The sequence below is a fragment of the Paraburkholderia sp. BCC1884 genome, assembly GCF_900996225.1.
Lineage (GTDB): Bacteria > Pseudomonadota > Gammaproteobacteria > Burkholderiales > Burkholderiaceae > Paraburkholderia.
In genome coordinates this window covers 1-21026 of sequence record NZ_CAAJGL010000069.1, presented here as the reverse complement: position 1 = coordinate 21026, position 21026 = coordinate 1, and the positions used below count along the sequence as shown (strand labels likewise).

The 21026-nt window shown below is 57.0% G+C and carries 13 protein-coding genes and 1 pseudogene; 2 read left to right on the top strand and 12 right to left on the bottom strand.

Features of this window, described 5'->3' with window-relative positions; translation table 11 throughout:
- Nucleotides 1-285 precede the first annotated feature (285 nt).
- The 4 genes from FQ705_RS15150 to FQ705_RS15130 form a co-directional block, all read right to left on the bottom strand.
- Nucleotides 286-987, bottom strand: a complete 702-nt coding sequence (locus FQ705_RS15150; protein ID WP_144142462.1) for a sensor histidine kinase — start codon at nt 985-987, stop codon at nt 286-288.
- Between the two features lie 38 nt (nt 988-1025).
- Nucleotides 1026-1436 carry an RsbRD N-terminal domain-containing protein gene (locus tag FQ705_RS15145; protein WP_186307874.1) on the bottom strand — a complete coding sequence of 137 codons (411 nt, stop codon included), beginning with the start codon at nt 1434-1436 and terminating at the stop codon, nt 1026-1028.
- A gap of 1745 nt (nt 1437-3181) precedes the next feature.
- The gene (locus tag FQ705_RS15135) at nt 3182-3808 is read right to left on the bottom strand and encodes a hypothetical protein (RefSeq protein ID WP_260854520.1); all 627 of its coding nucleotides are present in this window, start codon (nt 3806-3808) and stop codon (nt 3182-3184) included.
- 85 nt (nt 3809-3893) lie between these two features.
- Entirely contained in the window at nt 3894-5063 is a 1170-nt protein-coding gene (locus FQ705_RS15130) for a zinc-dependent alcohol dehydrogenase (protein WP_144142457.1), read from the bottom strand.
- Between the two features lie 1325 nt (nt 5064-6388).
- On the opposite strand from FQ705_RS15130, the gene FQ705_RS15125 reads away from it, so the two are divergent.
- Entirely contained in the window at nt 6389-7447 is a 1059-nt protein-coding gene (locus FQ705_RS15125) for a hypothetical protein (protein WP_222105654.1), read from the top strand.
- 271 nt (nt 7448-7718) lie between these two features.
- On the opposite strand, the pseudogene FQ705_RS15120 reads toward FQ705_RS15125, so the two are convergent.
- The 3 genes and pseudogenes from FQ705_RS15120 to FQ705_RS15110 form a co-directional block, all read right to left on the bottom strand.
- Nucleotides 7719-8099 (bottom strand): annotated as a pseudogene (locus FQ705_RS15120) (transposase); the annotation flags it as partial.
- A gap of 6 nt (nt 8100-8105) precedes the next feature.
- A complete protein-coding gene (locus FQ705_RS15115; RefSeq protein ID WP_144142455.1) occupies nt 8106-8468 on the bottom strand; it encodes a hypothetical protein in 363 nt (120 codons plus the stop codon).
- A 668-nt stretch (nt 8469-9136) separates the two neighbouring features.
- Nucleotides 9137-9556 (bottom strand): hypothetical protein, encoded by a 420-nt coding sequence (locus FQ705_RS15110; RefSeq protein WP_409934717.1) that lies wholly within the window; start codon nt 9554-9556, stop codon nt 9137-9139.
- 491 nt (nt 9557-10047) lie between these two features.
- Here FQ705_RS15110 and FQ705_RS15105 point away from each other — a divergent pair, with 491 nt between their 5' ends.
- Nucleotides 10048-10359, top strand: coding sequence for a hypothetical protein (locus tag FQ705_RS15105; protein WP_144142452.1), 312 nt, complete (start codon nt 10048-10050; stop codon nt 10357-10359).
- Between the two features lie 1167 nt (nt 10360-11526).
- Here FQ705_RS15105 and FQ705_RS15100 read toward each other — a convergent pair.
- The 5 genes from FQ705_RS15100 to FQ705_RS15085 all read right to left on the bottom strand — a co-directional run bounded on the left by FQ705_RS15100 (nt 11527) and on the right by FQ705_RS15085 (nt 20007).
- Nucleotides 11527-11829 carry a hypothetical protein gene (locus FQ705_RS15100; protein ID WP_144142450.1) on the bottom strand — a complete coding sequence of 101 codons (303 nt, stop codon included), beginning with the start codon at nt 11827-11829 and terminating at the stop codon, nt 11527-11529.
- Nucleotides 11830-12409: 580 nt separating this feature from the next.
- Nucleotides 12410-12646 (bottom strand): helix-turn-helix domain-containing protein, encoded by a 237-nt coding sequence (locus FQ705_RS15095; RefSeq protein ID WP_144142448.1) that lies wholly within the window; start codon nt 12644-12646, stop codon nt 12410-12412.
- A gap of 2613 nt (nt 12647-15259) precedes the next feature.
- Nucleotides 15260-16837: a hypothetical protein gene (locus FQ705_RS34095; protein ID WP_186307873.1), complete on the bottom strand. Its 1578-nt coding sequence runs from the start codon at nt 16835-16837 to the stop codon at nt 15260-15262.
- 81 nt (nt 16838-16918) lie between these two features.
- Nucleotides 16919-18019: an ATP-binding protein gene (locus tag FQ705_RS15090; RefSeq protein ID WP_144142447.1), complete on the bottom strand. Its 1101-nt coding sequence runs from the start codon at nt 18017-18019 to the stop codon at nt 16919-16921.
- Between the two features lie 11 nt (nt 18020-18030).
- Nucleotides 18031-20007: a hypothetical protein gene (locus FQ705_RS15085; protein ID WP_144142445.1), complete on the bottom strand. Its 1977-nt coding sequence runs from the start codon at nt 20005-20007 to the stop codon at nt 18031-18033.
- Nucleotides 20008-21026: the final 1019 nt, after the last annotated feature.

Genomic DNA, 21026 nt, shown 5'->3' with positions numbered 1-21026 from the left:
GCACTTGCCGTTTATGTCGGGCAGCCTTTCGTCGAGGAAGTAATTGAAAAAGCGCTGATACGAAGAGCCCAAGCGCAGTTTTGCCATCGTAGGCCACAGGCACCATGATGGTCATAGCAGTCCAGCAGGAAAGCGAGTCTGTCCGCGACAGATTCATTGTCACCAGGCTTCGATCGGATTCGAAACGTTCCTTGAAACCTCGCAACGGAGACGGTGAGGGAATTTTTCAACGGTATCAAGGGGACAGGGGCGCCTTGGTCCGGATGATAAAAGTCCGACGACAAATCAAACGACAAAAGCTCGGCGCACTTCAACGCTCTTCTGTCGGGGGATCGACAGGCGAAATTCGGTCTGGCGACCGTCGGAAACTGCGTCGAGCCTGCCTCGATGAGCTAGAGCTATCTGTCTTGCGATAAAGAGGCCCAAGCCAAGACCAGCGCCAGTGTGGGATTCGCCCCCGGAATCACCGTGCACGAATGGTTCGAACAAGCCGGCGATAATTTCCTTGGGAATCGCTTCCCCTTCGTTTGTCACTGTAACGGTAACACCGGAGTCGCCTACCCTCGCATTCAACGACACGGGACCTTCCGGTTTCCCGTGTCTTACGGCGTTAACCAGCAGGTTCGAGATCAATTGAGACAGTCTGCCGGCGTCCCAGACGCCTCGCAGATCGCCCTCCAGGACAACCGTTAATTTGGTGGACGGGCTTATCGCCCGGAGTTCGGCTGCAGCCTGTTCGCAAATGGCTGCCATGTTCGCGTCGGTTGGCGTTATGGGCAAGACCTGACCCAGACGGGTATGCGTCAGATCCAGCAGCCCATCGACAAGCATTTTCATCTGCTTCGTGCTTCGCTGGATACGCAGCGCCGCTTCAATGCTACGAGGCGGGGTTCCTGCGTCGAGCACAATGCATTCTGCAAACAGCGTTGCGGCAGAAAGTGGAGTTCGCAGATCATGTGCGAGCACGCCCAAAAAAATGTCTCTCATTCGATTGAGCTCTGAGGAAAAATGCGCAACTGATTCACTTAGGGCTGATCCATACTTTCATTGAAGCGAACAAGATCGGTCACGCCATGATCGTGCGAAACAGCGACGCTTCTCAACCAGTGATGCGTCACGCTTGCACGCAGCGCGCGGTATTCCACTACCACATGATCAATGGTAAAGCCCTGAGCAAACCGGCTCTGGGCATGCAAGCGGGCACTACGTGTGATCTGCGGCGCGTTGTCAGGAACGTCCCCGTGTGACTTGTCCGCCCGGCGTTGTTCAGATTGATCATGTCTCATATCGTCAACGATGCTCGACAACATGTCACGCGCCGAATTTTCCAGCTCAGCCGCCGAAAGATGCCGGTCACTGAGCGCCAGGCGGTCGGCGAACTGTCGCCAGTCGTCGAGGATTGTCTGTACATTCTGTTCGATAAAGTCAGCAAGCACCCCGTGGTACTCCTCTTGTCTATAACCGGCTCCGGGGCACAATCAGGCGCGTCAGGGCCGAAGATATGCGGATCGAGCACCAGTGCCCGCATCGGCTGCACGCGGTGTTCCGTACCGTCCGCTTCTTCCGGTACGACCGCGCCTCAGCAGAAGCGTTCGAATGGTCGGCGAGACCTGCCGTCTGCTGCAAAAGCATCATGCGTTTTTCAATGGCCCTCAAATTTGTCCCACAGGCCTGGATCGATGGATTCGTTGACCTCAGCGATGGTCGATTTGAATAGATAACATGTCCCGTGTGGCATCGGAATCTAGTGGTAGGTCCGTCCTGAATCTGGATCGTTACGTCGTGGCAGTCGGGACGGGGGTACCTCGTTACCTTGCCGAAGTCCATCACGCCGGCGTCCATGCCACGGCTATTCATCGCAATCGATTTGCGATTTCGAATTGCGCATGCCGGGTCCGGAGCGAACGCGAGGCAACCCCGGTCCTTGACAGCCCATAGTCCCACGGTGCCATCGTCGAGTGCGACGGTAAGGACAACTCCAATGTCCGGCGAGCCGCCGTTTTCGTCGCGCTGCAAATTATCCCATCCTCACCACGTGCTTTGCATCGTATGCTCGCCCAGGAGAGCAGCTTGCCGGCTGTCGTAGGTCAGGACGGGGGAAGCGATCGCGGACAAAGAATAATATGTGGCCAGCGCCGACCGCCATCTGATGAGCGACGAAGTCTGTATCCGCCTCACGCGCGGCCTTTCGAGGCTCGTTGCCGCTGGCCTCGCTTCGATGAATGACGCAGCACTCACAGCCCTCAACGCCCAGTAATGACCGGAAACGCTTACGCTTACTTGACCACTCCTTAAAGCATAGTACTGGGCGAGAATGCTTGCTTCGTCATTCTGAAAAAGGAACGGCCGTCCAGGACAGCTCACGCGTTCGCATGATCTTGTTGGAGTTGACACAGGACGACTTGGGCGGTCAAGCAGGCACGTGGCCGACGTCCGCTATTGGTGCATGCGGGACGTTTTAACGTGCGCTTAACAACACGATCCCACGAGCCAAGCTGCAAATGGCCTAACCCTGTGCCGCGACAACGGGCACACCTCCACCTACAAGAGCCTAGGCTACTTGGAGTCGCGCATCACGACTTCCGTCCTTTGCCAGAACACGCGCTTGACCGTTATAAGTGTGCCGCAGCGCTGAACAAGGTTAAGGCGCTACCGAAAGTCGTACAGCACCGGGCCGGAATCGCTCTGCGCAAGAGTGCGCGTGCACCGTGTGATTTTCGTTGCCCACGTAATTGAATTGCATGAGTGTGTTCGCGCCAAAGCGATCGAGACAAATCTCGTCAGGCATCGCCACGAAATCGCGGTCGATGCGCACGAATTGACGTTTGCCCGCAGGCGTGCCGAGCGGCCGCGTTGCTTTTCGCATGGACGCAAGTCATGAACGAGGTGGCTGCGAGCGCAGCGGCGAACAGTCGTCTCACGCTGTCTTTTCAAGTCGGCGGCGTCTCCGACGAAGGAGCACGACTCGCAAACGGCACTTAAGAACATTGTTGTCAATTTTGGCCGACACATCGAAGGCCAAACTGACAGGACAGCGCCGCATGGTCTGCCGTACGTCGCCTCCCATTCGCATGCACGTCACTCCGAGTTCAGGTCAGCCCCGAATCTGGCATTCAGCATTGGATTCATTAGGGCGGTTCCGACGCTATGTTTACAGAGCGCCGAATCTACGTAGTTGGCCTCAATTTCCGTGCACCGTTGGCTTCCTGGCCGACTCCTGCTCCGCTCTGACTCGCTCGTCTTGCGCTGTCCGCTTGCGATCTCGCATAGACGGCGCGAGCGCATCGGGCGTGCGCATATCCCGCGGAATCATGAAGTCGGCAACCGCCGCGCCGCGCATCTGCGCCGGCGCTTGCGGGAAGCCGGTGCGGTTCGCATAGTCAGGCGCAGCCCGCGGCGCCGTATTGCCGTCCATGCTTAACTGCTTTGCCGCGTATAGATCGAGGGCAGCGACACAGGCCAAGTTCATTGCCCTAGCGCCGGCGCGGCGCTCCGACCGGTTCGGTGCAACGGCGAGGGTGCCCAGATCAAGCGCGTCGCCGGCAACGCGTGCCCAGATAAACGGCACCGGCTCCCGCGAAGCGAAAATGCCGATGCCGCACGCAAGTTCGCGCAAGCCGTAAAGACGAATCAGGTCTGCATGGCCATGGACACCGGCGACCCGGCTGACGGCCCGTGGCGCGATTATTTCCGCCACGCCGATGGCGATGCTAAACCAGCCGAGGCCTCGGGCGAGCGGGTCGCGCCGCGGCGTCATGTCTTGCGGCCGGCGGCCATCGCGGCGCGTCGATTGCGAAAGAGAGTTCATCTGCTTGACATATCGTAGACGCGGACCGGTAACGGTAAACGCCACCGGGTCCGCCGTAGGGCGAGGGGGAGCGAGTAAGATCGGCTCATGGCTTTAACACGACCTTGATACAACCGTCCTGCTTGTCGCGGAACGTGGTGTACATGCCCGGCCCCTGCTCGAGTGGCACGCTGTGCGTGATGACGAACGACGGGTCGATCTGCCCTTCCTGGATCCGCCGCAGCAGGTCGTCGGTCCACCGGTTCACGTGCGTCTGGCCCATGCGCCAGGTCAATCCCTTGTTCATCGACGCGCCAAATGGAATCTTATCAATCAGGCCGCCGTAGACGCCCGGCACCGACAACGTGCCCGCCGGACGGCACACGTAAATCATCTCCCGCAGCACGTGCGGCCGGTCGGTCTCTAGCATTACAGCCTGCTTTGCGCGGTCGTACATCGCATCGATCGAACGCGTTGCGTGCGACTCCATGCCAACCGCGTCGATGCATTTTTCCGGCCCCTTCCCGTTGGTCAGCTCTTGCAGACGTTCGAGCACGCTTTCCTCCTTGAAGTCGATTGTGGTCGCGCCCCCTGCGCGCGCCATCGACAGGCGTTCTGGAACGCAGTCGATTACGATCACCTGTTTCGCGCCGAGCAGCACCGCGCTGCGAATCGCCATCTGGCCAACCGGGCCGGCGCCCCAGATCGCGACAGTGTCGGTCGGCTCAATATCGCACTGCACCGCGGCCTGCCAACCAGTGGGAAATATGTCGCCCAGGAAAAGCACCTGCTCATCGCTCAACCCGTCGGGAATCTTCACGTGGGTTTTATCTGCAAACGGCACGCGAACGAACTCAGCCTGTCCCCCGGGATAGCCGCCGGTGAGATGCGTGTAACCAAACAGCCCCGCCGTGGTATGTCCGAATAGCTTGTCTGCCGCGCTCTTGTTCCGGTTGCTGCGCTCGCAGACGGAGAAATTTCCGCGCTTACACTGCTCGCACTCGCCGCAGATAATCGTGAACGGAACCACCACACGATCACCCACTTTCAACGCGATGTTCTCCTTTCCGACTTCCACGACCTCGCCCATGAACTCGTGGCCCATGATGTCTCCAGATTCCATGCCGGGCATGAAGCCGTCGAAGAGATGCAGATCGGAGCCGCAGATCGCACAGGTAGACACTTTGATAATGGCGTCGCGGGGTTGCTCAATTTGAGGATCCGGCACAGTGTCGCAGCGGATGTCTTTCTTTCCATGCCACCTGAGTGCTTTCATTACTCCCTCCCATGAACGTCGCATCGCGCGGCGTTGATAACAGTGTTTGCGGCCACGTCGGGCGATTGCTGCCCCCGACGCGGCTAGAGGTGCGAAGCATTGCTCTCACGGCAACGTTTTCGACTTTGTCTTGCTGGTTGCGGGGACCCTTGCGGTTCTCGCCGTTCGTTATCTGCACTTGCCCTTCGCCTTCCGGCCCTCAAGGCGCCTAATGAAACCGGTGCCTTATTTACGACCCCTTTGGTCTCTGCCGCGACGCCTCGCGCTGGCCATGTCTGGCAACCAGCGCGCAAGCGCTATACCTTGCATCCGCCCTGCAGATTGACATTGTCGCTCCGGCAAAGCCTTTGCGTTCGCCGCAAAAACGTCGCGACGTTGCGCCGTCGAGTGAGTCAGGTGGCGTCCAACAGCGCCTACGCCGCACCGGCTGCCGCGTGGGGCCGCATGAAAATCGCGTTCGTGATGCGCCAGCAGTTCTCTTCCTAAACGGCGTCCGCCGCCAGGCGCATGCGAACGATGCTTGGCATGGAGGTGCTGGACGCGCGTCGACGAAAGCATCGCGCTCTATCGGTGCGAATTTCGGGGTTTGACGTCCGAGAATAACGGGCCTGATCGTGCCGGCACTGCGCCGCTGCGCAGATGTAAATTCTGCTAGCAGAGCTTGCAAAATATACGTTCGAGCCCTACGCCCATCGGCCTTTCAAGTGGCGCGGTGCTTGTCCTTTGCACCCCGCGCGCAAAGCCGTCCGTCCACAATATCTCAATCAAACAGAGCGCGAAGCGACGAATTCGCCGGTTGTCCAGAGCGTCCAGATTTCCGCACAGAGTTCGGCGAGACCGCCAACGGCGTCACGGGTGCCGTTCCGCTCAATCGGTCGGGTTCTGGGCGCGAGCCTGTGCCGCGGCAAAGCGACACTCTGGTGAATGGGGCCGAATGGGGAGAGGAACGCCTGCGTGCGTCGTGGCTGGCGAATTCTTCGTAACTCCAGATAGTTCGTCGAGCGAACGACCGGTGCTAGAGATCAAGGCGACGTGCAAATGTCGGGACCGTGGTGTGGACGAATGACCGGAGGTGGCCGGCTGTACGCGTTCACACCATTGAGAATTCTGACATTTCATGGCGGCACGTTCATCGATCTGCTGCTAGCACCCATAGACGGACGTCAGAGTGACCGGGAACTCGTCGGCCGCCGGGAGTCTATGCCGCGGTGGCGTTACGGCGGTAGGTTTGGACGAGGACGGCCGGATAAATCCGCGTGTACACTGCCGAGGTGCCAACCGGCAGCCCCAACGCCCCTTGTCAATCGATATCTCTCGACTAAGCAATGCAACCACCATTCAAAAAGGCTTCTCTCGCGTCAGCGAGCGAGCGGGTCGTGGGAACTTTACCTGCGCTGGTTTTTGTGACGAGACCAATCTCGCAGAAAATTTTCAAGCCTGGGCCGTTTGAGTTGTCGATGGTTACGGCTGAGCACACATACTTCTCTCAACTGCTGGCTCGCCTCGTCCGGGAGATCAAAAACCTCCCGGATTTCTCCGACGACAAGCGAATCGCCGTGATGACAGACTTCGGCGGTGAGCACCCGACAGCGAGCTTCTATACGTACTCGTTCCTTTTTATGGCGGCCGACAAGGGCGGTCCGTTTGTAAAGCAGGTGCAGGAACTAAGAGCTAAGCATCAGCTACTCGCACCCTACAGCGAATTCGCGTACAAGCGACTGAAGCATGGTCCAAGGAGCCGCGCGCTTCCCGAATATCTGGATCTCGTCAACAACTTCATTCATGGCGCGATCATTACGGTCGCAATCGACAAGAGCATCGACACGGTATTCGGGCCGACGAAAGGGCAAACGCACCCCCATCTAGTCGATCAGTTATCAGACACGCAGCTCGGCACCTGGGATGGCCACGCGGCGGAGAAGGCACTTCGCGTCTGCCATATGCTCTCCGCATTCCTCGCCCTGCTCTCGGGCGATAAGCAGGAACTTCTTTGGTACTGTGACAACGACCGCATCAACGAGGACGGTAGGGAGCGGAGTTTTTTGGATCTGCAGAAGATGCTAGGCCATGTCCTCGGCCTGTACATGACTCATCGCTTCAAGCATGCGCAATTTGGCAAGTCGTTGGAGAGCAAAAGCTTTCTGGACGATCTGTTAAGCGTTCCGGATCTCGCCGCTGGTGTCATTCAAGATCTCCTGCAGGCACAACACACCGGTGTAGACAACATTCCGGGCGGGGACGAGAAGATTCCCCTGATCCGGTGGACTGCAACTCCCTCCAAATTCCTGTCGAAGATAACGCTTCAAATTGTTCGAACAGAGGACGGCGAAATCGGCACCGGGATCGTCCACATCGTCCCTGCGGCTGAAGGCAGCGCACCATGACGGCAGGTTTTGTGAAAAGAAAAAGCATGAGCGCTCAACTTAGACAAACGGATGGCCGGTTACGGAGCGGGGCTGACGTCTGAACGTCTTAGCGAAGAAGGAGCCGAGAGACTCTTCATGGCCGAACCCGGAAGTTCATCGGGAGCCCGAGCAGCACCAACGCCGACCGAACGCTGAACTTCCGTAGACGACCCCGAGCGGACTGTGTGTCCGGGCCACCCGACCGGCCGCTCCCGGAGAGGGAGCGGTCGTTTTATACTCTGCGTCTGTATCAAGAAATCACTAAGAGCCGCTTACACGAGTCATCCACGAAGCGGAAGCAAATGATGGCGGCGGCAAGCTGGAGTAGCGCAGTATGAAGATCAAGCCGCCGCTCGAAGCGGAATCGCAGCTTGCCGAATCCGGCAAACCACGCATGGGTGCGCTCGACTACCCATCGGCATCGCCCAAGGCGGTCTTTGCTCTCGATGCCTTTGCGGGCGATTCGAGCCGTGATGCCGTGTCGGCGCAGATCATTATGGCATCGACGGCAGTCATAACCCTTGTCGGCATACAGTCTGTCCGGACGCTTGCGTGGTCGCCCTTCGAGCCCTAATACTGGCGAAATAGCGTCTGACGTCGACTCGAAAGCCATCGAATCATGACGATTCGCGGGTTTTCAGTTGTCGAGCTGATCGAGTTCAGCCCTGAGCGTTCGCGACATCCAGACCACAAATTTCTGCCATGCGTACCAATTGATCGCGGTACGGCCGCTCGCATCATGCCGGTATGCATAGTCGGTGGTTTCTTCCCACGCCAGCCTCGCGCGCACATCGTCAATATCCGCCCGGTCTCCCCTGATGGGAGGCGGCACGGGTGCCGGCGCTTGGCGTTGCCGCAGATTGAGCCAGCGGCCCAACGCCTCGACCAGCTCAAACGGCGCTTCATCCATGTACAGGACGGTTTCGCCGTTCAGCTCACGCATCGGTATTCCGGCAATCATGCCGCACATCATTGAGTGGTTCTTTTCCTTGATAGCCATAGTGTCCTCCGTCAGGCGGCGCTGCGTTCGAACAGTAGCGGCAGATCCGCGAGGTCCAACACCATCAACTCTCCTCCGTCCACAGCGCCGATGTCGATATTGACGACATCGTCGGCGGTCACCCCATGCACCGACTAGTGCGGATCGACGGGCTAAGTTGCCCGTTCACCCGCAGAACAAAAATCGCACCCATGGACGGCGACATCGCATCAAATTGATGTCGCGCATCGTCGACCTTCAGGCCACGCATGGAAACAGAAAAATTGCAGCGGGCTTTATCGTGGACTCCACCACATGCCACATTCGGAAAACCAGCCTGCCATCGCGGCTACCGCGGGCCTCCCAAGTACTGCCAGTGCCGACGGAATCCGCTGGATCCCTTCGCTGGTCGTATCCCGCAGCCGGTTTTTTCGGACGCCGCACAACCCGACGACATCGAGCGCGTGTGCAGCATGGGTCGCAGGAGCGCTTGCGATACCAGCATCACCACCGCCGCGTCGCGGTCGACATCCGCGATGCGGGCAATGCTCACGAAGCCACTGCGGTCGCATTCGAACTTCGTCCGCCTAGCGTCATAGTGACGGTTTGACGCGGCGCCGAGGCCATCCCTGGAGACGGTTGGTTTCGCCAACTGGTGTGCGCGCTCTTCGTCCCCATCCAGGACCGGTTCAGATGTTTTCCGAGGCATCAAAATCCGCTGTCGCATAGCGGTTCGCACGGGCATCGACCAGCGCGTGATGCCGGCCGCGATGCTCGCGGTAATAGTCCTCCTTGCGGCCCGCATCAAGCAGCAGGCCCACCTGGCAGGCCTGCCAGCCAGCGGGCGGCCCATCGAGCAGATCACACAGCAACTCCCAGTCACCGCTGTAGTCAAAACATAGCCAGCGTTCCGGTTCCGCGGCGAACTGGTCGAGCCAGGCGACGAGCGCCGCGCGCAGCCTGCCACGCGTGAACACGCGGCCCGGATGCTGGCCGAGTTGCGAGAGCACGGCCGCACGCACGAATTCATTGCAGCTCGCCTGATCGTAATCGGAACGCTCGCCGTAGAACTCGCGGCCATCGTCCGCAACCAACCCGACGCTGATCATGTCGCAGTCGATGAAGTCGGTAAATTCCGTGTCGACAAATACGCGCATGGATGCCCTTCCGGTGTGATAGTCATTCGTAGTGCAGCCGTCCTGCTTTCACGTTCAGAACCCGCGCGAGCGGAGTTGTTGTGCCCGTTTGGCGGCCCACACAGGCCGGTCGTATCGGCGCCAAGCATGAACGGAGCATGTAATGTCGCCGGGAATGCCCGACGCGCGGCCTGACATGTTTGCGCACGATCATGGTAGTTGCTCACTCGTGTGGAAAACAGCCCCTCCTATTGCGGTCGCCAAGCGAAACAGCTTGCCCTCGATCACGATGGTTCGTCATTGGACGGCCAGACAGGATCGGTCGGGACGTCATCGTCGCGACGGACCGATCCACGTAACCGCTCAAGTGGCGTTGCGGCGGGGCTCGCACGAGCACCGAATTCGCAGCCGACCGGTTCTGCATCGGCCCACACTTCGCCGGCATAGGGCGCTGACGGATCACAATGTTCGAGCTGGTCGGCCAGCGTGAGCTTTTTGCGTGTCATCCAGACCTCCAGGGCGCATCCGTAAAGTCGCTGCTAACTTTTGCGTACATGCCGCTCGGGGCCATATCGACCGCTCAATCAAACTACAACGTAGGCCCCGATCGACGCCAGCCGAAATTACGCCTCATCGGCCTGGGGCGCGAACATGCCTTTGTAACGATTTCTGGGCATGTCCTCGACACCGCGCAGACCGGCCGTGAATTCAACTTCCATCCGATGACGCGACAGCACCCGCAGGCTGTTACTTGCCCGTGGATCAGCCGGCTCTAATGTATGGAATGCAGCCGGTGTAGTGGGCAGGTTACCGATGCATGACACCACCTTTTATGTCTAGCGCGCCCCGCCAGGCCCAGGCCGTCGGGACTTCGCGGACCCTGGCGACGTCCCGGCATCCCGTCCCGCGGCTCAATATCGTTCTGGGACAGCTGATGAAATATCGGGTGGCCATGTGACGGCCCTCTGGGAGCTCTGATGCGTTATCTTTCGTTCGATCTCGCGCAGGTCGGCCCCGCCGTGAAAGCGGGCGGCGTCCTGTCTGCCATCCTGCGCGCCGGCAACGGTGGTTTCCACATCGAGCTGGAAACCCACTAATCTGGCCTCGCCGAGCTCGTGACGGCCAACGGTCGCCGGCGGCGTACCTTCCGCGCGCCCCGGTCCCGCGCTTCGCGACGTGCGCGAACTGGGCATCGTCAGCGGCCGCTTTGTCCTCGAAGACTGGGATACGCGTGCGCCCCAAATACCCGCCAGGGCCCGACTAGGCGGCTGGCATGAAGGCTCGCCCCCTGCACGCTATGGCAGCAACCACGCTCGAAGCGGTCGCCCGACAGGCGCTGGCCGCAACTGACGATCCGGCGACGGCATCCGTGCCGGCCGGAAAGCTCATCGCACTACTTGACACGTCGCCCGCTCAGGTCCGCAGGCGCGCGGGCCGCCCATGATTGTCGCGTCATCGGGGCTTGCGAAACAGGCCGCTACCCGCCATGTGCACACGCCCCGGCTCCCAAGGCCTACACGGCAAGCCGCGGGTGTGCGCGTGCCCCTCGTCTGTGCGCTCGCAAAAGGACCGTGACCCTTAACAGCATGCCCGCGCGGCAGAACGCCCGGACCGCAATGCCTGGCACCGTCTCCTCAAAGAGGCAGCGCATCGTCGGGCGTCGTTTTTTCAGCCCACAGCGCGTTACTGCAAAGTCACCGCAAGCGAAGGCCGTCAAATTTTATTCACGCGCCCTGTCGAGCGACAGGCCGGATCCCGGCATAGCGATCGGTCTGACATTCCAGCCTACCGTCAATGATTTCGCAAGCGCGGGCGATGTCGACCGGACGCAACGCACTCGCCGCAGCGACCGCCGCCAGACTTGAGCATGCACCTTATCCTGCACTGACCGGACTGTCGTGAAGTTCACCCGCCGGACAGGCAACCACGCGTCCAGGCATCGCTCATCCAATGAAGCGAAACGAAGCGAGCGCGGCGGGTCCGATCGCGGCAGCCAGTCTGGTGGCCTCCTCCGGTGAGCAAACGACCTCCAGTCCCATCCATGTGCCGAGCCCTAAAGTTCCGTCACTGGTGTCGTAACCCGCCTCGACGTCACCATTGATGAGCATTCTTACCGTCATGCCCGACACGCTGCAGGACAAACTCAGCAGCGACTGCTCGCGATCGAGTTCAGCGTGCACGAGCCGCCCGAGCGGGAAGTCGACAGCAGCTGAATCTTTTCTGGGCTTCTTGCCTCGGCGCATCATTCACCTGTGGTTCCGTCACTATCCTGATATCCGCCGCAGAACGGCAGAATCATTGTGACTCAAAAACTCTCAAAAGAAAAGCCATTGGCAGCCGGCCAGGTCGTGACGGTATCTGTCTTCATTCGTTGCGACCCGCCGGGAATGTCTGATGGCTGGAGTCGCTCATCTGCCAAACGTTGCGGTCTTCAACGAAGCGGATGGTCGACCACTGTCCAGCGCTGTTCTCTTCAGCCTGCCATCAGATCCTGCACCAGCCAGCCCCGCGCAGGACTCGCGGTCAGCACGACCACGATGTCTTCGACAGCAACCATGTATCAGTTTGTGGTGCGGCGCATTGAGTCAAATAGGTATGACTTGCGCGGACTCCCCAATACGCCGTGTATTTTTTCTCACGAGCGCTCCCAACTGGCTGATGACGGGAGCGAATCTTGGCGGGTGCATGGTCGTATGGGTTTGTTGGAGCGGGGATGCCGGTACACATGCGGGCAGGAAGGTAGTACGCCAACTGCAGCCCCCCTTTACAGTCGCCAAGTGGGAAGATTCTGCACGCGCCGTCGTCGCGGCCATCCGACATGCCGTCTTAATCAGCGAAGAGTTCGCCGATAGGAACCTGCAGGGCAATGGCAAGCCGGTCAAGTACATCAACTGAAACATTTCTGCCCTCTCGTTCCACGTGTGCGATAAACGAGCGATCGACGCCGCTACGCTGGGCAAGAGCGTATTGCGACAAACCGTATTCCGCTCGTAGCCTGCGGAGGTTCCCAGCAAGTGTAGCCCGGGCAGTTGGTCTGGGTGGTTTGTGAGCGGTTCGCGGCATTCGCAGAATACTGCGAATATCCCCGTCCCGCGTCAGCAGTCGTTAAGTCACAATTGAAAATTTAATCAATAAATTTGGATTGTTTTGCGCTTTTCTCACTGATTTTTTGGTCAACAAGGACTCGATCCGTCCAGCGCCCGCGTTCCTGACCTTCCCCCGTCGACTTTGCTGCCCTGTCTCTAGTCGCAAAGCGGGCACTTCGGAAACAGGACGATTTCGCAAAAACCGCAAAAAATCTCCCCACGATCAGCGTCCGACGGTCACAGCCATCCGAAGACCGCCGCCGCAGGAGGCCTCGTGGGCACGATCCGCGTCGCCCGGGGCCCGTGCAGACGGCCGACATCCCTGACAAGTCGGCCGCTTCTTTCACGGGATTGTCTGGGGCCCGTGAGATAAGAATTGACGCTCAATCGGGTAGTCCAGTTACGATTAGAGATCATTCGGTCGGGAGAGTAAAAGCACATCTACAAGTCGCTTAACCAGTCCGGATTGGTCAGGTGGGGACAGGGTTACCGTCTCGCGGTTGATTGCAGCAGGCTCGCTGTTTTAGCTAGTCGCCAGAGCCTCGCACTGGTCCGGTCGGTGGGGAGCGATACAGACAGATGTTTGACCTTGTGCAAGTGTTCACCACACATTGCTCTGCGACTTGAACGTTTCGCGTCGTGCGTGGCTATTCTGCCGAAATGCAGCCTCAATTTTTTGCGAAATCCAGCAGAAAAGTGACTCAAAAGCTACTAATATGAATTACTGAATCGACGCGGAATTTCGATTACGGGCTAGAGCACTACCGCAATTTTCAAAACGCTCTTCGCAACGGACGTCAGCGGTCAAATCCTGTATGTAGGACCTATGGAATGCAGTGGCGCGGACACCGCAGGACGTCACGAACGCGTCAGCTCCGGACAAGGTCAGACACGGGGGTACAGAGTCTGTCCAATCCGTCAGACCTGCCATCCGGTCGGTGCCCGATCGGTTTGCCGCTCGCTATCAGACACGGAACAGATTGCATTGCCTGAGTCGACACCACCAGTGGACGAGGCAGCGGTCCCTCGGAGGCATTGTGAATACGCCAACTGAATGCATACGGCAGCGATTGACATGGGATCCAAGGGGGCCGGCCCCATATGAATCGATGTGGAGCATTCTGTTGAAGGTCGCTGCGCTAAATTCGCTGAGCGCAGCTGAGTTGCATGGTTTGCTATCGCCGGTCCAATCAGCACGGACAAGACGGAACGTACGGCTGTCATCCATCGACCTTACAGAAGTCAGGCCCGCTGCGCATTTCTTGGGCATTACTGAATCGAGGTTGAAGGCTGGAAGTCTTGAGGCCTTGGGTTTCGACAGTGGAGCAAGAACCGCGTACGCCCCACGACATTGTCCGGAATGTTTCCGGCTCGGATATCACTGTTCTTTGTTTGACTTGCCGTTTGTCGCTGTTTGCCCGTGGCATTCGACGTATCTTTGTCACGGTTGCAGTATCTGCGCTCGCGCCTTAGGTAGCAGATCATCGAACCAGCTGCAAAATTCTGCGCGCTGGGTTTGCCGGACTTGTGGAGTCTATTTCGACTTCCATCAACATCGCAGGGTCAATCGCATCGACTCCGGGACAGAATTTGCTATACAGGCTTTAGGCGATGGATTGACAGCCTGGTGGACAGGTTTCTGCACGTGCTTTCCTGACTCATATTCCCTTGCAGCACCCTTGCTTCGCGAGCAACAAGAGACCTCGTCCCTACATAACAGCTGGCGACTGGGACTGATTGAGGCACTGGTGCCCCATCCAGCACGGTGGACCTTCACGGATCGACCATTACTCACCCACGCGGTCGCCCCAATACGAGGCTTTCATTTGGCGAAGGCGAGCGCAAAAGTGATATCGCTCGGTGCAGTAGACGACTCGGCGTTCAAAGCGATGCGGCGTGCGTTGTTCCGTCGCTTCGTGGCTCGACATCGAAAGTGTCTTGCGGAACTCACGCGTTTGGGAATTTTTGAACGCTCGGCTCTTGACTCCCAACGAGTGTGTTCTGTGTCGGTAGCCTGGATGTCATGGCTCATGGCTCACGACTATGGGGGATTGAAAAGAGAGCAAGGGGCAGAGTTCAAGTTGGCTTCCGATCTTCAGGACATACGCGTGGGCGGACACGCTCCTGACGGGCCGGGAACTGGGCTTCAGTTGGCATACGCGAATTTTTTTCGGGTATGGGGCACTATTGAAGCCTTAATCCCCGATCGTGCGATACGAGTATGCATCGTAAAACCGCTGGACAGGAATTGCGATTTACCACATAGAACGATACATCGGTCGGGTGCAGATTCGGTCGAGTTACTCGTACCGGACCGCAACGCGCTGGAAGAGCCAGCCTCGGAACGTTGCATCCAACGCTTCCGTGCACGCCTGCCCATGTACCAGGCCGGTGCGGCCTATGCAAATTCGGGGTGGAACGCAACGCCCGATATTTGCATGCCGTTCACGATCCGTCAACACGGGAACGGAATAAGGAACACATACTGGTATCTTGAGGTTTGAATAAATTTAATTGTTCGCATGCCTTATCATTTAATAATCGATATCTAAGTTTCCATAAGGTCTAATTCGCCCTGTACGCATTCTTGTCACGCGGTTATCCTGATATAGGCGCGTTTGACGCGCCGTTGAGAGTTTTGCAACCTGAACAAGACATCGTTATTACACATTTCACGCATCGCATTCTGAGGGCCAAACCCGAAATCAGGGTCACCGCTGCCATCCATGACTTCGCCCTCGTTACGTCGACGTTTGCATCGGTCGTAAGCGAGTCTGGCCAGAGTACCACCATCAGGAATTGTGACTCGCTCAGTTAGCGCAGCGTCTTGCCAACCATGAAGGTAGGCGACCACCGTTGACGGAAGAGGGAGCCGTCTCCGATCTCCGAATAGCAGGAATGTTTGACTGTTTCTTGACGCGGACACGACCATGATGTTCTCACGAGGGTATTCCCTCTCAAGCTCCATTAGTAGCCGAAGATAATCAACGTACATTATGTTAGACATAGATGTCGGAGAAAGGGTGGTGCAGCGCGGTGGAAGGCCCCGCTCGCCATCGCCTGAACCAGGGAGATAGAGTCCTGTCGACGGTTTAGGGCCACCCTCGTGAGCATGTCGCCACGCAAAATAGGCGACGCATACCGTGCATGCATAATCCCGTTCGAGGCACGTCCATGCGCACCGCGACATGGAGCATAGGATTGCAAGACAGCGACGATGCGGCCGAACAAATTTCCGGAATATCTTGCGACGCACTGATCGATAGCAACGCATGCGGCTATCCTGCTTGCTGACTTTATCCCCAGTTTCTGGTTCAACCGGGTCCGCCCAAGCAATGACGTCGCCCGGCGTCGCGTATGCGCTGAGCCACTGAAATTCTGGCGGCAAAGCAACTTTCTGCAAACACCCGATCCTCAAATGAAGCTTTGTGGGAAGTATGTCCAATTCGTCATTGGAGCACAACGCAGAACCGAAAAGTTCATTCGCACACGGTTCATAATCGCGAACATCCCGCCACCATTTGACAAGATGGGTGCATCGCGTGAACGCTTCCTGCAATCGCTGCGCAGTCATTTCGTCCCGAGCCAAGGGATCGGCGGGATCGACTATCCTGATACCACATGCTGGGCACGTCAATTGGTCGCTACCACCACGCAAAAGAAACGATTGCACTGTCCGCGCACACTGGACGCAGCAGTTGGTCAAACGAACGTCATGCCACGGGCAACGTAAGAGGGCCTGAATATTGAACAGGGAGCAGTGATAGCCGAGACTGGCGCATTCCGGACAATGGCTGATGCCCACGCGATATGCAAGCGATTCGGGAAAACCCAGAACGCTCAGAAAGCTCGACTCAATCATTTCGTATGGTTCGCCCAACAAGCGCGAAAATTTGTCGATGTCGACCCATCTTCCTGAAATGAACGGATTAATTCTGCTGTCAAGCTGGGATCGACTTATGGCAATGAGCCGTTTCAACTCCGACCATTTAAGATGATTGATCGCCATCGCTTTGGCGCACACCATCCAGGCGGATTCAAACGGAAGAATATGTCCAGGCGACCAAGTAAGTCGTCCCTCCCTTCGATCGAACCGAGTACGGACATCGGCAGGAATTTGCGGTGCAACAAACTCATCACGTTTGAAATCCATGATCGTATTAAGCATGCGTCCGTTAAAAACCGAAGTTCGATATCCGGCGTCGAAGCACGGCGCGACAAAAGAATCTCGCTCGAATGCCTCTTCGCGTCACAAATCTGCCGACGCGAGTGCATTTTCAATGTCCTCGTCGGATAAGATCAGGTTGCTTATATCGCGATTTTTCATACCAATGTATAACCCATTAATCGTTAGCGCGATCGCTTCCATTGTGAAACTGGGTGATTGCTCGGGCAATGCCTTTACCAGAGCGCGCCAAATCGCCCCTGCAAAGGTAGCAAGCCGAAAACCGTTTCTGAACGCTCTCGGGAAAAAGAAGTACGTGTAAGTCCATCCCGAGCCTTCGGGCCATTCCGTATCGTCGTCCAAAGAGTGCAATACTTTGGCAAGCGTTTCCTCCGACGTGCAGGAACAGAAAGGTATCGGCTTTCTGAAAAATCGCGCGATGATCTGTCTCTGGCCGGTTTTATGTAAGGCGGAAATCACGTCAAGCACCTCTGGCTGCCCGAACGATATCGTCGTCATCTTAATACCGTCCATCCAGAAAATATTGTGTATTTCCAAGAGTTCTGTCAGATCGAATTCATTCAATAAATTGACCTCGTCCATGACCAGCACGAACTGATCGCCATTCACATTTGCGAGCATTGTTTTTATGTCCGTGATTACATTTCGGAGAAGAGCCTCCGGATCCGTACGACTGGCAAGCACGTGATTGCACCCTTCAAGAATCAGGCGGGAAACATGTCCTTGTTTAGGTCTTAGAGAGCGTCTGGCGCTGGCCATCGTAACGAAGACCCCGGCAAACTCTGCTCTAAGGTCGTCTCGGATGCTCTTCGCGCAGGTCGTTTTTCCGGCTCGCGTTTCTCCATAGAACACTACGCCTGTTCTGCGTGACCACACCCGGTCCCGCGCTTCTTCGTGCGCATCGATCAGCATCGGCGTGGGGACCGTATATTGCCCCCTCATCACCGGATGATCTTCAAGTAGTGTCTCTCTTTGCTCGATTGAAAGATCACCGTTCGAGTGCTCTCCAGCCCCTGACGTTGAGCCACCGCAATGCTGCTCAGGGTTTTGAGATCGAGCATTTTCGCCCTCCTTATCTGCCACCCCACTGCTGCTCGCCTCTACCGGACTGGACGGCTTGGAGGGTTGCGTTGCTGGAGACTTCCCGGCTCTCATGGTTCGCATCGCGTCCTCCGCTATCGATTCTTGACCTTGTAATGTCTTCCTGACGGCGGCGCTAGCAGCGGGCGAGGATTCCGCATCGGCGGAGGACTGCGTTGAAGTTCGTCCTGCGGCTGTCCAAGCCCTTTTGGCAACGTTGGCAAGACATCTGCTTCCTTCGCTACTCTGACTAGCGCAGTGGTATCTTTTGGAGAGATGACTGCGCCTTTTCGACTTTTCCGCAACTCATCGGCGAGATGCCGCATGTAAACGTGAACCGGGTTTTGAGTCTCGGAAAGGATCAATATCCGCTTAGAGACAAGACTAAAAATCGCTTTGCGAGTAGTTAAACTATGTTTGCTTATACTCCAGCCACCCGTGGCGGCCAGTATTCCGAAATCGAGCCCGTCGTGGCTGAATGCCCTGACCGTTCGCAGGTCTTCATCATCAATGTAGATTGTCATTTCGGTGCCGATGAGACGCGTACACTCCTTAAGCACTGGACTTGTATAGTGAACGTGCTCGAACTGCACGTAACATCGCCGACCGCGCTTTACGCTGCCACGAATCGGACGTATCTCACGTCGCATGAGAGTACGTACACGGCTTGTTCCAAAAAAGGGAAGTCGTCTCACCATAGTAGCCGGCGATGCTTCACACAGGAAATACCGAATGGTCTCCAGTGGTGAACGATAGTAGTTGCCCTCGCCGGGCAACCCGTTGTGTTCGGCAAATGTCACGTCGACAAGTTGCTCGATATCCGCGGCGCGGATACGGTGTTTTATGGCTGCCGCCGCCGCATCCGGTGCCCGCCCCGATCGCGGATTTGATCCCGTCGTAGATGCAAGCCGAAGAAAAAGATCTTCGGCAATACGTCTAAACGTCCTCTCAACGTTCGGTCGACGCTCGAAATGACCGGGAGCACCCCAGTTCACTACGAACCCTGTTGCCTTGCGAAGTGTGTCATGAATCAGATTTGAGAGATGCGCGAGCGCACCGTCCAAAAGGGTGGCCGTCCAAAGCGCTCCTTCTGATTCCGGGACGACCGCGCTTGGGAAACCTGCTTTTGGCGGGTACTTAAGACCTTTGATAGAAAGGTCCATAGGTACCCAACGCTTGCATATCGCATCACGTATCACGCTCGCCACATCGGACGCCGTGACCTCCGTTCGATACACGATTCGATACGCCAATACTGCGGTTGACAGGCGTTCAACTGCGGCTATTAGCCAAAGCCGCTCCAAGGTTGCCTCTACCCCGGCTCCGTCCGGTGTCGTGAATTCAACTGAAAAAATTGCGTCAATGTGATACGCGTCAATCTCGACAGCGTCATATAGTTCACCGAACGGAATAATCGGTGCGCGCCCTGATCCTGTCGCAAGATGCGCTTGCGCGTCCTTACCCCCCCGTAGCCGAACCGCAGCTGGAAAATTGTGGCTCAGTAATTCCTGCATGAAACCGACTATAGTCCGGCGTCCGAGGTAACTAGTGCAAAAAGGCCATTCGAGTTCAGTAACGCCGAGCGCCCTGAGCTCCGTGGTGAAATAGCGATGTAAGTCGATCGGACGAAGCCTTCGCGCGTAATCTTGGGCGTCACGGCCGTCCGTAAAAATTTGCGCAACCAATCTGCGTTCAAGCTCCGGAAATCTTGAAAGAGTCGATTGCAACATGCACGTCATACCCCCGCGCTGGTGTTTGCGTTTGGCCTTCAGCGGGGCCTTTCTGACGTTACCATTAAAGCGGATAAATGGCGGCAGACCTCTAAAACCTTGGATGCGGCCGTCGGACGCCCGCGACAGGCACATCATTGTGATTTTTCTGATTTGGTTGTGATGCAATCCGGTTAATAACGTGATCTGCTTATATGTCTTGCCAAGCATCACCATCCGCACTGCTTGTTCCCTCTTTTCAATGAACTCTCGGTCCTCCGTTGAAAGACCGGAATAATCGAATTGGGGCCACTCATCGAGTGGTGGTGCTACGGCCAAAGCAGCGCTTCTTATCCACTTCATCGTCCACTCCTCCAGGTCCACGATGAAGCCAATGTGAAGCCGAACATTGACAGATCTAGCGTAACGTCTCCTAGAACTGCCATTCTAGAGATGACTCCAAGTACAACCTGGGTATCAAAATCCGACATCCGCTCGAGTACGTCGACAATCTTTCCATGGCCCGAACTATTCATAATCGCGATTGCGGCCATCGTTGCCTCGGACTGTCGTTCGTCACGTATTGCTGCGCAATAGCCAATGACCTTGAGCCACCTCATAGCCTCCGCACTTCGAGAGCGCAAATGGGGATCGAAGAACCAGCGAGTGGATGCAATGGAAGTCCTGACGGCTTCACCACTTGCATCTTCTGACAGATCGTCGTCGGTCTCCAATGACGTAACTTTGTGGTACTCGTGCGCCCCATTCTCGAGGATTGCCTTCGCGTCGGGTTGGCCAATTTCTAGACCAGAACTGAATGGCATGTCCTCCTCCGGTTCAATCTCAAATGAACGAACAAGAGGATTAGTCTCGAGATATAGAAGCCAATGGATAAGATGTCGATCACTAGCCAAAATCCAGTCTCGGTTTGTCTTGACGCTGTAGACAAGCCATAGGTTGCGATTTGCTCGACCTCGCGAGCGATACGCACGCAAGACTTGCGATCGCTGTCGAGACGGAAGCGTTCGACTCTTAGACATTCAGGACCTCCGGATCGAGGCAAGAGCGACCGCAAAAGGGTCGACAGGAATATTCTAAACTTTAGTACACGGCGCACGATTGTCCAAAATTTAGTTCCCAAAGTCGGACTAAACAAGATGAGATCATTTTCACATCCAAGGATGCTCCCAGTCTCAAACCGCAGTTCCGGCGGGGGACTTCACCATGTGAAATGTCTCAAATATAGTTCCTCGCGCTCATGACGACATCCGGGATGATCACCATGACGATGTGCGAGGTTGACCGGCTCAGGACGATCCAGTCGCTAGTCGATGGCCTGCTGATGACGTGGCAGGCTGCAGAACGGCTGCATCTGAGCCGGC

What these genes read in the sequence shown, in the direction of transcription:
- FQ705_RS15150 (WP_144142462.1), bottom strand. Translation starts at nt 987, where the DNA reads ATGAGAGACATTTTTTTGGGCGTGCTCGCACATGATCTGCGAACTCCA.
- FQ705_RS15135 (WP_260854520.1), bottom strand. Translation starts at nt 3,808, where the DNA reads ATGAACTCTCTTTCGCAATCGACGCGCCGCGATGGCCGCCGGCCGCAA.
- FQ705_RS15130 (WP_144142457.1), bottom strand. Translation starts at nt 5,063, where the DNA reads ATGAAAGCACTCAGGTGGCATGGAAAGAAAGACATCCGCTGCGACACT.
- FQ705_RS15125 (WP_222105654.1), top strand. Translation starts at nt 6,389, where the DNA reads ATGCAACCACCATTCAAAAAGGCTTCTCTCGCGTCAGCGAGCGAGCGG.
- FQ705_RS15115 (WP_144142455.1), bottom strand. Translation starts at nt 8,468, where the DNA reads ATGGCTATCAAGGAAAAGAACCACTCAATGATGTGCGGCATGATTGCC.
- FQ705_RS15110 (WP_409934717.1), bottom strand. Translation starts at nt 9,556, where the DNA reads ATGATCAGCGTCGGGTTGGTTGCGGACGATGGCCGCGAGTTCTACGGC.
- FQ705_RS15105 (WP_144142452.1), top strand. Translation starts at nt 10,048, where the DNA reads ATGTTCGAGCTGGTCGGCCAGCGTGAGCTTTTTGCGTGTCATCCAGAC.
- FQ705_RS15100 (WP_144142450.1), bottom strand. Translation starts at nt 11,829, where the DNA reads ATGATGCGCCGAGGCAAGAAGCCCAGAAAAGATTCAGCTGCTGTCGAC.
- FQ705_RS15095 (WP_144142448.1), bottom strand. Translation starts at nt 12,646, where the DNA reads ATGCCGCGAACCGCTCACAAACCACCCAGACCAACTGCCCGGGCTACA.
- FQ705_RS34095 (WP_186307873.1), bottom strand. Translation starts at nt 16,837, where the DNA reads ATGCTTAATACGATCATGGATTTCAAACGTGATGAGTTTGTTGCACCG.
- FQ705_RS15090 (WP_144142447.1), bottom strand. Translation starts at nt 18,019, where the DNA reads ATGCGAACCATGAGAGCCGGGAAGTCTCCAGCAACGCAACCCTCCAAG.
- FQ705_RS15085 (WP_144142445.1), bottom strand. Translation starts at nt 20,007, where the DNA reads ATGAAGTGGATAAGAAGCGCTGCTTTGGCCGTAGCACCACCACTCGAT.